This is a genomic window from Stenotrophomonas koreensis (assembly GCF_001431525.1).
GTDB lineage: Bacteria > Pseudomonadota > Gammaproteobacteria > Xanthomonadales > Xanthomonadaceae > Stenotrophomonas > Stenotrophomonas koreensis.
Genome location: NZ_LDJH01000002.1, coordinates 65,412 through 78,475, shown reverse-complemented (window position 1 = coordinate 78,475; position 13,064 = coordinate 65,412). Strand labels below are relative to the sequence as shown.

At 63.6% G+C, this 13,064-nt stretch carries 9 protein-coding genes; 7 read left to right on the top strand and 2 right to left on the bottom strand.

Annotated features, from left to right (window positions below; translation table 11 throughout):
- Nucleotides 1–61: 61 nt before the first annotated feature.
- Complete coding sequence (gene sucC / locus ABB25_RS00635) at nucleotides 62–1,231, bottom strand: ADP-forming succinate--CoA ligase subunit beta (protein WP_057662208.1); 1,170 nt, start codon at nucleotides 1,229–1,231, stop codon at nucleotides 62–64.
- Nucleotides 1,232–1,462: 231 nt separating this feature from the next.
- Between sucC and ABB25_RS00630 the strand changes: the two genes are divergently transcribed.
- The 3 genes from ABB25_RS00630 to ABB25_RS00620 all read left to right on the top strand — a co-directional run bounded on the left by ABB25_RS00630 (nucleotide 1,463) and on the right by ABB25_RS00620 (nucleotide 6,637).
- Complete coding sequence (locus ABB25_RS00630) at nucleotides 1,463–3,064, top strand: sensor histidine kinase (RefSeq protein ID WP_057662206.1); 1,602 nt, start codon at nucleotides 1,463–1,465, stop codon at nucleotides 3,062–3,064.
- Between the two features lie 49 nt (nucleotides 3,065–3,113).
- On the top strand, nucleotides 3,114–4,493 hold the full coding sequence (locus ABB25_RS00625; RefSeq protein ID WP_057662203.1) for a sigma-54-dependent transcriptional regulator: 1,380 nt from the start codon (nucleotides 3,114–3,116) through the stop codon (nucleotides 4,491–4,493).
- Between the two features lie 224 nt (nucleotides 4,494–4,717).
- Nucleotides 4,718–6,637, top strand: a complete 1,920-nt coding sequence (locus ABB25_RS00620) for an acyltransferase family protein (protein ID WP_083488028.1) — start codon at nucleotides 4,718–4,720, stop codon at nucleotides 6,635–6,637.
- A 258-nt stretch (nucleotides 6,638–6,895) separates the two neighbouring features.
- On the opposite strand, the gene pilB is transcribed toward ABB25_RS00620, so the two are convergent.
- Entirely contained in the window at nucleotides 6,896–8,620 is a 1,725-nt protein-coding gene (gene pilB / locus ABB25_RS00615; RefSeq protein ID WP_057662198.1) for a type IV-A pilus assembly ATPase PilB, read from the bottom strand.
- 143 nt (nucleotides 8,621–8,763) lie between these two features.
- Between pilB and ABB25_RS00610 the strand changes: the two genes are divergently transcribed.
- From ABB25_RS00610 to ABB25_RS00595, 4 genes are read left to right on the top strand one after another with little or no spacing between them, the layout of a single operon-like run.
- Nucleotides 8,764–9,621, top strand: a complete 858-nt coding sequence (locus tag ABB25_RS00610) for a glycosyltransferase family 2 protein (protein ID WP_057662540.1) — start codon at nucleotides 8,764–8,766, stop codon at nucleotides 9,619–9,621.
- A 5-nt stretch (nucleotides 9,622–9,626) separates the two neighbouring features.
- Nucleotides 9,627–10,829 carry an aminotransferase class I/II-fold pyridoxal phosphate-dependent enzyme gene (locus ABB25_RS00605; protein ID WP_057662195.1) on the top strand — a complete coding sequence of 401 codons (1,203 nt, stop codon included), beginning with the start codon at nucleotides 9,627–9,629 and terminating at the stop codon, nucleotides 10,827–10,829.
- Nucleotides 10,826–11,872, top strand: coding sequence for a Gfo/Idh/MocA family protein (locus ABB25_RS00600; RefSeq protein WP_057662537.1), 1,047 nt, complete (start codon nucleotides 10,826–10,828; stop codon nucleotides 11,870–11,872). The genes ABB25_RS00605 and ABB25_RS00600 overlap by 4 nt, the downstream gene beginning before the upstream one ends.
- Before the next feature lie 10 nt (nucleotides 11,873–11,882).
- The gene (locus tag ABB25_RS00595) at nucleotides 11,883–13,046 is read left to right on the top strand and encodes an ATP-grasp domain-containing protein (protein ID WP_057662192.1); all 1,164 of its coding nucleotides are present in this window, start codon (nucleotides 11,883–11,885) and stop codon (nucleotides 13,044–13,046) included.
- Nucleotides 13,047–13,064 lie beyond the last annotated feature (18 nt).

Below are 13,064 nucleotides of genomic sequence, written 5' to 3'. Positions count from 1 at the left end.
TCCTTTTCACCAACCTCATGAAAAGGATCGCGCGCAGGCGCGTACCCACACAGGAAAGTGATTAGGCAGCAGCCTTGACGGCTTCAACGATCTTCTTGGCGCCGTCGTTGATGTTGTCGGCCGGGATGATGGCCATGCCGCTGTCACGCAGCAGCTGCTTGCCTTCTTCCACGTTGGTGCCTTCCAGACGGACGACGACCGGAACCTTGACACCCACTTCCTTGACCGCAGCAATGATGCCTTCGGCAATCATGTCGCAGCGGACGATGCCGCCGAAGATGTTGACGAAGATGCCTTCGACCTTGTCCGAGGACAGGATCAGCTTGAAGGCCTCGATCACGCGCTGCTTGTTGGCACCGCCGCCGACGTCCAGGAAGTTGGCCGGCTCGCCGCCGTTGAGCTTGATCACGTCCATCGTGGCCATGGCCAGGCCGGCGCCGTTGACCATGCAGCCGATGTTGCCATCCATGGTGACGTAGTTGATGTCCAGCTCCGAAGCGATCACTTCGGTCGGGTCTTCCTGGGACTTGTCGCGCATGGCGACCAGTTCCTTGTGGCGGTAGCTGGCGTTGTCGTCGCTGTTGAACTTGCCGTCCAGCGCGTACAGGTTGCCGTCGTCCAGGATCGCCAGCGGGTTGATTTCAACCAGCGCCAGGTCCTTTTCGTTGAAGATGCGGTACAGGTTGACCATGATGTTGGCGAACTGGCCGGCCTGCTTGGCGGTCAGGCCCATCTTGAAGCCGATGTCACGGCCATGGTACGGCTGCACGCCTTCAACGAAATCCACGTTCAGGGTGTGGATCTTGTCCGGGGTCTCGGCGGCGACCTGCTCGATCTCCATGCCGCCTTCGGAGGAGGCGATGAAGGAGATGGTGCGGGTGCCACGGTCCACCAGGACCGACAGGTACAGTTCCTTGACGATTTCGCCGGCGGTGGTCACCAGCACCAGGTTGACCGGCAGTTCGACGCCGGCAGTCTGGTAGGTAGCCATCTTGGTGCCGAGCATCTTGGCTGCTGCAGCCTTCACATCGTCGACAGTCTTGCAGAACTTGACGCCGCCGGCCTTGCCGCGGCCGCCCGCATGGATCTGCGCCTTGACCATCCAGGGGCCTGCGCCGAGCGATTGGGCGGCGGCAACGGCCTCCTCAGCAGTGGCAGCGACCTTGCCGGCCGGCACCGGGATGCCATATTCGGCAAGCAGCTGTTTTGACTGGTATTCGTGGAAATTCATGCGTCACCGTGGGAATGGGATATCAACCGACCACAAGCCTGGACACGACGGAGCACGCAGGCCGGGTAGTTGCCCATTGTCACCCGCACCCGGCGCAATGCCAACAGGTCTGTACAAATTGACCGGACCTGCGCGCCTGGAACACCGGAAATTGCCGAATTCGGCACAGCGGCGCGGCACGGCGATACACTGCCGCTGCCGACCGATCGCGCCGTTCCGGGAACCCTGCGCTTGAGCCACCGCCAACTGCCGCCACACCACCTGCATTCGCTGCCGCAGCGTGAGGTCCTGGCCTATTCACTGTACCGGCTGCTGATCGCCCTGCTGATCAACGCGCTGCTCTTCAACCCGTGGGGAGAGATCGTCGGTGAGCCGCACCAGCCGGAACTGGCCCGCCCGGTGGCCCTGTTCTACCTGTTCTCCTCGCTGTGGCTGGCGGTGCGTGGCCAACGCCGCCAAAGCGTCGAGCTCGGCGTGTTCTGGGGCGGGCTGATCGATATCACCGCCGTCACCATCACCCTGCATGCCCTGCCCGGTGCCAGTACCGGGCTGGCGATGTCGCTGCTGGTCAACCTCACCGTCGCCGCGCTGCTGCTGCGGCTGCAGCCGGCCATGCTGCTGGCCGTACTGGCCAGCATGGGCCTGCTGATCGAGCACGGTCTACGCCTGGCCGAAGGCCGCGACACCAGCACCGCGGTGGAGCTGGGGCTGTTCGTCACCTGCTACCTGGCCCTGGCCTGGTTTGGCTACCAGCAGGGCGCGCGCAGCCGGCAGAGCCGGGTACTGGCCGAACAGCGCGGCGCCGAAGTGGCCAACCTGTACGAGATCAACGAGCTGATCATCCGCCGCCTGCGCACCGGGGTGCTGGTGGTCGACGCCCAGGACACCATCACCCTGGCCAACGAGGCGGCGATCGTGCTGCTCGGCGAAGCCGCGCCGGCCGATGACGGCAAGCTGCCGGCGCTGCCGCCGGTGCTGGCCAAGCGCCTGCACCGCTGGCGCCAGGGTTTTGACCACGAGCTGGGGCCGATCCGCATTGCCAAGGGCCAGATCGAGGTCCAGCCGCGCTTTGCCCGCCTGCTCGCCGACAGCGAGCTGGCGCTGGTGTTCCTGGATGACACCACGGTGATCTCGCGCCGGGCCGAATCACTGACGCTGTCGGCAATGGGCCGCTTTTCGGCCAGCCTGGCCCATGAGATCCGCAACCCGCTGGCCGCGATCAACTATGCCACCCAGCTGCTGGAGGAATCGCCCAGCATCAGTGATGCCGACCGTCGCCTGCTGCAGATCATCCATCAGCAGTGCCAGCGCACCAACGGCATCATTGAAAGCGTGCTCGGGCTGGCCCGGCGCGAACGCGCCATCCCGGAAAACATCGACCTCAATGCCTTTGTCCGCCGCTTCGTCCAGGAATACGCCAGCACCATGGCGCTGGAGGCCAATACCCTGGAGCCGGTGCTGACCTGTCCGCAGGTCACCGCGCTGGCCGACCCGCGCCACCTGCACCAGGTGCTCACCACGCTGGTGCACAACGCGCTCAACCATGGCCGCAGTGGCAACGAACCGGCCCGGGTCAGGCTGCGCGTGGGCCTGCATCAGCGCCATGCGGTGATTGATTGCCTGGACCGCGGCCCCGGGCTGCCACCGGCCACCGCCGAGCAGCTGTTCCGGCCGTTTTTCACCACCTCCGAGCATGGCACCGGGCTGGGCCTGTATATCGCCCGCGAACTGTGCCGTGCCAACCAGGGGCAGCTGGAATATGTCGCGGTGCCCGGCGGCGGGGCCTGCTTCCGGGTCAGCCTGCCCGGTGCGGCAAGCATCGCCCCCCATTGATGGCCTTGGCCGTTTGGCGTGAGCACGGTGCTTGGGCTATCTTTGTGCGATGACTGAAGCACGCACTGCCCTGATTGTCGATGACGAGCGCGATATCCGTGAGCTGCTCGTTCTCACCCTGGGCCGCATGGGGTTACGTATCAGTACCGCCGCCAACCTGGCCGAAGCCCGGGAACAGCTGGCGGTGCACCGCTATGACCTGTGCATCACCGACATGCGCCTGCCCGATGGCAATGGCATCGAGCTGGTGCATGAAATCGCCCGCAACCACCCCAGCACCCCGGTGGCGATGATCACCGCCTTCGGCTCGATGGACCTGGCGGTGGAAGCACTCAAGGCCGGTGCGTTCGACTTTGTTTCCAAACCGGTGGACCTGGGCGTGCTGCGCGGCCTGGTCCGCCACGCGCTGGAGCTGGGCAACCCTGCCGATACCCCCGGCACCGCGCCGGCCAGCGCCGACAACGGCCCCCGCCTGCTGGGTGATTCCTTGCCGATGCAGGAACTGCGCAGCACCATCGCCAAGGTTTCCCGCAGCCAGGCCCCGGTCTACATCGTCGGTGAATCCGGTGTCGGCAAGGAGCTGGTCGCACGCACCATCCACGAGCAGGGCGCGCGCGCCAAAGGCCCGTTCGTGCCAGTCAACTGCGGCGCCATCCCGGCCGAGCTGATGGAAAGCGAGTTCTTCGGCCACCGCAAGGGCAGCTTCACCGGCGCCCATGCCGACAAGCCCGGCCTGTTCCAGGCCGCCAGCGGTGGCACCCTGTTCCTGGATGAAGTGGCCGAGCTGCCGTTGCAGATGCAGGTCAAGCTGCTGCGGGCGATCCAGGAAAAATCCGTGCGCCCGGTCGGCGCAGCCACTGAAGTACCGGTGGACGTGCGCCTACTCTCGGCCACCCACAAGGACCTGGCCCAGCTGGTGGCCGAGGGCCGTTTCCGCCACGACCTGTACTACCGCATCAATGTGATCGAGCTGCGCGTACCGCCACTGCGTGAACGCCGCGCCGACCTGCCGCAACTGGCCAGCACCATCCTCAAGCGGCTGGCCATCAACCATGGCCGGCCTGCCCCGCAGCTGGCCAGCAGCGCCCTGGAGGCGCTGGCCGGCTATGCCTTCCCCGGCAATGTGCGCGAACTGGAAAACATCCTCGAGCGTGCCTTGGCCCTGGCAGAAGGCGACAGCATCACCGCCACCGACCTGCGCCTGCCGGCCGCCTCGCCGGCCCGCACCAACGGCCAGCCCGCGGTCGAAGCCGTACAGGACCTGGACAACAGCTCGGCCGCCCTGCCCTCGTACATCGAGCAGCTTGAACGCGCCGCCATCCAGAAAGCCCTGGACGAAAACCGCTGGAACAAGACCCGCGCCGCCGCCCAACTCGGCATCACCTTCCGCGCCCTGCGTTACAAGCTGAAAAAACTCGGCATGGAATGAACCGCGCACGGGTGCGCCCCCACAGGAGCGCATTGCCAGGCGCTCTTATGGGAATCAGCTGCCTTCATCAGCCTGCCATGGACATGGCTTTTGTGGGAGCGACCTTGGTCGCGATGCTTTACGCCTTGCCGACCTGTCTGCTTCGCGCACAAGTGCGTTGCCACAAGGACTGCCTTGGCAGCAACCTTGGACGCAATACTGCCCAATAGCACTGATGCTGGACAATGAAAGGGATTTCCATGCTTCATCACCGTCATGAAATCGAAGCTCTGCGCGGCTGGGCGGTTCTTCTGGTTGTCGCGGCACATGCCGGTGTCAGCGGCCTTGCGGGAGGCTTCATCGGTGTCGATGTCTTCTTCGTCATCTCCGGCTACCTGATTACCCAGCTGCTGCTCAAAGAGTTGAACTCCACAGGCAAGATCGATTTCCTGGCCTTCTATGCACGCCGGGTCAGGCGCCTGCTCCCGGCCTTGGTCTTCCTTATTACGGGTGTGGCCGCACTGCTGTACTGGCTGCCCATCCCCATTGACCAAGAACCACAGCGCAAGGCGGCCATCGCCTCGATGCTGTGGATGGCCAACATCCATTTCTCCCTCATGGACATGGATTACTTCGGGCCACAGGCAAGTGACAACCTGTTCCTGCACCTGTGGTCGCTGGGCGTTGAAGAACAGTTCTACCTTGTCTGGCCCCTCCTGCTGCTGGTCATCCACCGTCTTGCACGCTCTGCTTCCCCAGCGATTACCGTGATCCTGGTCGCCAGCCTGCTCGCCGGCATGCTCGCCTTCGTGCTTTGGCCGGTGCACGCCTACTACCAGATGCCTTTCAGGCTCTGGCAGCTGGCTGCCGGTGGCCTGCTGGCCGCAACCCCATGGTTCGCACAGTCCAGCGTACTGAACCGCCACAACACCACACAGGCAGCGCTGGGCACAGGCCTGCTGGTCCTGGCTTGTGTACTGCTGTCATCAGAAGGCCTGCCATATCCCGGTCCACTGGCCCTGCTGCCAACACTGGCCGCGATGCTACTGATCAATGCTGGTGGCGAACACGGCCTGGCCCGGTTCATCAGCAATCCGCTGAGCCGCAGCCTGGGCGCCATTTCCTACAGCCTTTATCTGTGGCACTGGCCGCTGCTTCTCATGGCCAAGGCGCTGGCACCTGGAAGCACGACCATGACCTTGGCTGCCGTCCTGCTGGCTATTCTCCTGGCGTGGCTCTCCTGGCGGCTGATCGAAGGACCCACCCGACGTCTGGAAACGCGGCGCCCGCTACGCTGGCTGACGGCATCGGCCTTGGTCACAGGTTCAGTCATCGCCGTAACCGTGAACCTACCGCCAATCAATTCCATGGCTGAGCAAGAGCAGGTCAGCACACAGCTCTACAGCAACATCAGCATGCCCCGGATTTACCGGACCCCGAACTGTGACGACTGGTACAACAGCGATGCTGTGGTTGAATGTGTGGTCACCACTGCGGGAAAGAACGCTCCCCGGCTGCTGCTGGTCGGCGACAGCATCGGTGCCCAGTGGACGCCAGCACTGGAAGCCATCGCCCTTGCCCATGGCTGGCAATTCAGCGTCTACACCAAGTCTGCCTGCCCGATGCTGGATGTGGAGTTCCACTACCCGCGCATCAACCGCCGCTATACCGAATGCGAAACCTGGCGCGAGAAAGTGCTGGAGGTGATTGCCAAGTCACCACCAGACGTCCTCCTGCTCGGCAGCACCTCAGGCTACCCTTTTGGTGCAGAGGAATGGGAAAACGGCGCCCGGCGCCTGCTGGAACAAAAACTGCCTGCACAGTTACAGATCCGCTACCTGGCCCCTTCACCCGTGCTGCCCGTTGATCCTCGGGCTTGCCTGCTGAGAAGTGCGTCGACAAGTGGCAACCAACTGACCACCACCGGCTGCACGGTTGACTTGGCCGAGGTACAACGGACTGACCTGCTTACCGCCCTGCGCCGCGCCAGCGCGCAGCTCCCACACGTGCGCATCATCGACACCGCGCCAATTGTCTGCCCCGACGGCATCTGCCCTGCTCTGGTCGACGGTATACCCGCCTGGCGCGACAACCAGCACCTGAACGCGGCATACGTCGAAACCCTCGCCGCACCGCTTGAGCAGGCCCTGGATCTGAAGCACTGACAGATCCGTCGCAATGGGGCGGGATATCACGCGCAAGCGCGCTCCCAAATAAGCGGGCAAGCCACTGGTTTGCCTTGTGGAAACGGTCTTGGCCGCGATACCGCGTGCATGGCTCGCTTCTACAGCGATACGGTAGCCCACACCAAAAACGCCCGCAATGCGGGCGTTTTTGTTGATTTTTCTGGAAGCGCGCTTGCACACGAGCTTGCTTCCTGTGGGAGCGCGCTTGCGCGCGAGGCGGTTGCCTTGCCTCCCCTGTCAGTCGGTGGTCACTCGGTTGACTTCGGCCAGCGTGGTAATACCACTGGCAGCCTTGCGCAGGGCGGACTGGCGCAGGTCACTGACACCTATTTTCTGTGCTGCCTCGGCAATATCCATGGCATTGCCGCCGTCCAGCACGATGGCGGCGATTTCATCGGTCATCGGCATCACCTGGTAGATACCCACGCGGCCCTTGTAGCCCTCGGTGCACTCATCGCAGCCAACGGCCTCGTACAGGGTGATCCCGGCATCGATCTGGACCTGGGTGAAGCCTTCGGCCAGCAGCGCATTGACCGGCAGCTCCACCGGTCGCTTGCAGTTGTTGCACAGCCGCCGGCCCAGGCGCTGGGCAATGACGAGTGTCACCGAGGAGGTGATGTTGTACGGGGCAATGCCCATGTTCATCAGGCGCGCGATGGTCTGCGGCGCATCGTTGGTGTGCAGGGTGGAGAGCACCATATGGCCGGTCTGCGCGGCCTTGATGGCGATTTCCGCCGTCTCCAGGTCGCGGATTTCGCCGACCATGATGATGTCCGGGTCCTGGCGCAGGAACGAACGCAGCGCCGCGGCGAAGGTCATGCCGCGCTTGTTGTTCTGCTGCACCTGGTTCACGCCCGGCAGACGGATTTCCACCGGGTCTTCGGCGGTGGAAATGTTGCGGGTGTCATCGTTGAGGATGCCCAGCGCGGTATACAACGACACGGTCTTGCCCGAGCCGGTCGGGCCGGTCACCAGCACCATGCCATAGGGCTTGTGGATCGCCTCCAGGAACAGCTTCTGCTGCTCCGGCTCGTAGCCGAGCTTGTCGATACCCAGCTTGGCCGCGCTGCCATCCAGGATACGCAGCACGATCTTCTCGCCGAACAGGGTCGGCAGCGTGCTGACACGGAAGTCGATCTGCTTGGTCTTGGACAGGTTCAGCTTGATGCGGCCGTCCTGCGGCACGCGCTTTTCGGCGATATCCAGCTGCGACATCACCTTCAGGCGCGCGGCAATGCGCTGGTTGAGCTTGACCGGGGCCTTGGCCACCGTCTTGAGCAGGCCGTCGATGCGCAGGCGCACGCGATAATCTTCTTCATAGGGCTCAAAGTGGATGTCCGAGGCGCCCTTGCGGATGGCATCGACCAGCACCTTGTTGACGAATTTCACTACCGGGGTGTCATCGCCCTTGGCATCGATGCCGGTATCGCCGCCAGCGGCGTCGTCATCGCTGCTGGTGTCGATATCCAGGCTGTCCATGCCGTCGTCGTCACCCAGGCTGTTGCCCATGGTGTCATTGGCGGCCAGCCACAGCTCCAGCGTGCGCTTGAGCTGGTCTTCGTCAACCAGGATCGGGTCCACCACCAGGTTGGTATGGAACTTGATCTCATCCAGGTTCTGGGTCGGGTTGGCGGTGCCGACAAACAGCCGGTTGCCGCGCTTGTACAGCGGCAGCACCTGGTGCTTGCGCAGCAGCTCCTCGCTCACCAGCTTGACCGCGTTCTGGCTGGCATCAAACACCGACACATCCAGCAACGGCATGCCGAATTCCAGCGCATTGGCCGCCGCCATCTGTGCGCCAGTGACCAGCTTTTTGTCGGTCAGCCACTTGTTGATGGCGACCTTGGCATCGGCGGCCTGGGCCTGTGCGCTGCGCGCCGTGGCCTCATCCAGCGCGCCATCCTGGACCAGGCGACGCGCAATCCCGGTGATGCCGACCAGGTTGACATTGGCAATACTCATCGCTGCAACTCCCCCGCAAGACGCACAGGTTACCGCAAGCGGCCCGTGCTGGCAGCCCCAAAGCCTGCTTTGGCGACCGCGCGCACGCCCACGGCCGGCCCGGCGCAGGTAACATGGCGGCGGGGAATTTGAAGGTAACCAGCGTGCACCACCTGAGCATCATCCTGCCGGCCAAGAACGAGGCCGAGGGCCTGCAGCGCACCCTGCCCGGGCTGCGCAGCGCCTATCCGCAGGCGCAGATCATCGTCGTCAACGATGGTTCAACCGACGCCACCGCGCAGATCGCCCACGACCATGGCGCCACGGTGATCAGCAACCCGTATTCGATGGGCAACGGTGCGGCCATCAAACGCGGCGCGCGGGCGGCCAGCGGCCAGGTGCTGGTGTTCATGGATGCCGACGGCCAGCACAACGCCGCGCATATCCAGGCGCTGCTGGACAAGCTGGACCAGGGCTACGACATGGTCGTGGGCGCACGCGATGCCAGCGGCCAGGCCAACTTCCACCGCGGCCTGGCCAATGCCTTCTACAACCGGCTGGCCAGCCACATGACCGGCCACCGCATCGACGACCTGACCTCCGGCTTCCGCGCCGTGCGTGCCGAGCGCTTCCGGGAATTCCTGCACCTGCTGCCCAACGGTTTCAGCTACCCCACCACCAGCACCATGGCGTTTTTCCGCAGCGCCTACCCGGTGGCCTATGTACCCATCCCGGTGGCCAAGCGGGTCGGCAACGGCAGCCACATCCGCCCGCTCAAGGACGGCCTGCGCTTTTTGCTGATCATTTTCAAGATCGCCACCCTGTATGCGCCGATGAAACTGTTTGCCCCGGTCGCCGCCCTGTTTTTCCTCACCGGTCTGGGCTATTACGGCTACACCTTTGCCACCCAGCATCGGCTCACCAACATGAGCACCCTGCTGTTCAGCGCGGCAGTAATCATTTTTCTGATCGGGCTGATTTCCGAGCAGATCACCAATTTGACGTATCGGCGTGACTCCTGAACCCCATGAAGACCATCCGCAGCCCGCAGGACCTGGCAATCAATGGCGCCGCGCCGGCCTTCGACGCTCCCCTGCACGTCGGCCGCCCGAACATCTGCAACCGGCAGGGCTTCCTCGACCGGGTCGAAACCGTCCTGGACAACCAATGGCTCACCAACAACGGGCCGATGGTGCAGGAGTTCGAGCGCCGGATCGCCAAGCAGCTCGACGTCAGGCACTGCATCGCGATGTGCAACGGCACCATCGCGCTGGAAATCGCCATTCGTGCGCTGGGGCTGAGCGGCGAGGTCATCGTGCCCTCCTGGACCTTCGTTGCCACCGCCCATGCACTCTATTGGCAGGGCATCACGCCGGTGTTCGCCGACATCGACCCGGACACCCACAACCTGGACCCGGCTGCAGTACGGCGCATGATCACCCCTCGCACCAGCGGGATCATCGGCGTCCACCTGTGGGGCCGCGCAGCCCCCGTCAACGAGCTGCAGGCCATCGCCGACGAACACGGGCTCAAGCTGATGTTCGACGCCGCCCACGCTTTCGGCAGCACCCACCAGGGACGCAGCATCGGCAACTTCGGCGCCTGCGAGGTCTTCAGCTTCCACGCCACCAAGGCCTTCAACACCATGGAAGGCGGTGCGGTCACCACCAACGACGATGAACTGGCCGAAGCCATGCGGCTGATGCGCAACTTTGGCTTCAAGGGCTATGACAACGTCGTCCACCCCGGCACCAATGGCAAGATGATCGAGGTCTGCGCGGCCATGGGGCTGAGCAATCTGGAGTCACTGGAAGCCATTTTCGAGGCCAACCGCCGCACCCATGCCGCTTACCGGCATGCGCTTGATGGCATACCCGGCGTCACCCTTCTCGAATACGACCCTACCGAGCACAACAGCCATCACTACGTGGTGCTGGAAATCGATGACACCTTCCCGACATCCCGCGACGACACCATCGACGCACTGCATGCCGAGAATGTGCTGGCACGTCGGTACTTCTGGCCCGGCTGCCATCGAATGCAACCCTATCGCGACCTGTTTCCTCATGCTGGTCTGTTGTTGCCGAATACCGAGGCAGCTGCCGAGCGGCTTGTCGTGCTTCCCAGTGGACTGGGCGAAGACGCCATCGACGTGATCGCCGATCTGCTGCGCATTCTGGCAGGCAAGCCTTGCGCATCCAGCAGCAGTACCATGCAGGTACCGGCATGAGCAAACTGAAATTCACGGTAGTGGGCCCTGGTCTGATCGGCAAACAACACATCCGCCTGATCAGGGAAAACCCGGATTGCGAGCTGGTCGCCATCGTCGCCCCCGACCATGCCCCGAACCATCAGTTGGCACTAGACAACAGCGTTCCGATATTCCACGAGCTGGCAACCTGCCTCGATCGGATGGCAGTGGATGGAGTGATCATTTCCTCGCCAAATGCCTTCCATGCCGAACAGGCAAGGCTCTGCATTGAGGCTGGGATCCCCGTCCTGATCGAGAAGCCGATCACCGCATCGGTGCACGAAGGCACGATGCTGGCGGATATGGCAGAGCGTCGCGGAGCCAAGGTTCTGGTGGGACACCATCGCACCTACAGCCCCGTGCTTGCCCAAGCTCGTTCGATCATCCAGTCAGGGCGTCTGGGCCGTTTGGTCTCGGTGATTGGCAGCGCTCAGTTCTACAAACCGTCCAGCTACTTTGCCGCCGGCCCCTGGCGTACCCAGCCGGGAGGCGGCCCCATCCTGATCAACCTGATCCACGAAGTCGGCAACCTGCGCAGCCTGTGCGGCGAAATCACTGCCGTACAGGCACTGGCCTCCTCGGCGGTTCGCGGCTATGCGGTGGAAGACACCGTAGCCATCAACCTGATGTTCGCCAATGGCGTACTCGGCACCTTCCTGCTCTCGGATACCGCCGCTGCTGCCCGGAGCTGGGAGCAGACCTCTCGGGAAAACCCTGCCTATCCCAGTTATCCCGACGAAGACTGCTACTTCATCGCAGGCACCCGCGGGTCACTGGCCGTACCCACCTTCCGCCTGAAGCACTACGGCGAGGGTGTCGAATCCTCGTGGTGGGAGCCCTTCGAGGAGGAACAGCTCGACATTGAGCGGCAGGAACCCCTGGCCTGCCAGTTGCAGCATTTTGTAGAGGTGATCCGGGGCAATGCCACACCGCTGGTTTCCGCTGCCGACGGTCTCCGGAACCTGGAAATCACCGAAGCCATTGCGCGCTCGGCGGCAACGCATACTCTCGTCTACACCTGAGGCATATGACGTGGCGAAGGTACTGCTCGTCGACACCAACTTTTCCGCGACCCCAATCTACCAGGCGCTGCAGAGCGCCGGCCACGAGGTGCATGTGGTCGGCGGCAATCCCCGGGATTGCCTGGCCAAGGCCGCCTCCAGATACTGGCAGCTGGACTACTCGGACACCACCGCTCTAGCCGCGCTGATCGACGCTCAGGGCTTTGACTTCATTGTCCCCGGCTGCACCGACCGCTCTTACGCATCGTGCGTGGCGGCTGGCCGCGACCGCTTTCCCGGCATCGATGCGCCGCATGCCATGGAGGCAATCAACCACAAGGCCCGCTTTCGCGAGGTCGCCGCACGCCTCGACCTGCCAGTGCCGCAGGTGTTCACGGATCCAGAAGCGGTGCGGGGCAGTCCACTGATCGTCAAACCGGTCGATGCCTTCAGCGGCAAGGGGATAACCGTGATCCGCGAATCCTCCGGCGCGGAGATGGCCAAGGCCATCGAGCATGCCCGCAGCATTTCACCCAGCGGCGAGTTCCTGCTCGAGGAATACGTGGAAGGGCAGCTCTACAGCCACTCGGCCTTCATCTGCGGGCAACGGGTCATCCAAGACTTCATGGTGCGGGAAGACGGCTCAGCGAATCCGTTCGTGGTGGACACCAGCCATGTATTGCAGGACGAATCCATCCTCCTGCAGACCCTGCGGCAGCACATCGAAACACTCGCCGCCGAGCTCGACCTAGTCGATGGTCTGGTGCACACGCAGTTCATCGCCGGCAAGGATGGGGTCCGGTTGATTGAGGCGACCCGGCGCTGCCCGGGCGACCTCTACAGCCAGTTGATCGAGCTGTCCACGGGATTCCCATATGCCGAGGCCTATGCACAACCGTTCCTCGGCCAGCAGATCAGCGCCAGAGCAATGGGACCGTCGCGGCCGGTCTTGCGCCACACGATCACCGTACCGACAGCGCAAAACCTGGCCCACGTCAGCTTCAGGCGACCGCTGGCAATCGAGCGCTGGGTTTCACTTGGCTTGATCGGTGACCGGCTCCATCCCAGCCCGGCTGGCAGGATTGCCGTGATCTTCTGCATCGAACCCAATCCGGAGGCGCTGGCGGACCTCTACCAGTGCGCACTGCGGCGTGAGCTGTACACGGTGGTCGACTGTTACGCCAGCCCGGCCTGATCATCCGACCGGGCCGTC

Excerpts from the sequence above, each read along its gene's own strand:
- sucC (WP_057662208.1), bottom strand. The coding sequence starts at position 1,231 with ATGAATTTCCACGAATACCAGTCAAAACAGCTGCTTGCCGAATATGGC.
- ABB25_RS00625 (WP_057662203.1), top strand. The coding sequence starts at position 3,114 with ATGACTGAAGCACGCACTGCCCTGATTGTCGATGACGAGCGCGATATC.
- ABB25_RS00620 (WP_083488028.1), top strand. The coding sequence starts at position 4,718 with ATGAAAGGGATTTCCATGCTTCATCACCGTCATGAAATCGAAGCTCTG.
- pilB (WP_057662198.1), bottom strand. The coding sequence starts at position 8,620 with ATGAGTATTGCCAATGTCAACCTGGTCGGCATCACCGGGATTGCGCGT.
- ABB25_RS00605 (WP_057662195.1), top strand. The coding sequence starts at position 9,627 with ATGAAGACCATCCGCAGCCCGCAGGACCTGGCAATCAATGGCGCCGCG.
- ABB25_RS00600 (WP_057662537.1), top strand. The coding sequence starts at position 10,826 with ATGAGCAAACTGAAATTCACGGTAGTGGGCCCTGGTCTGATCGGCAAA.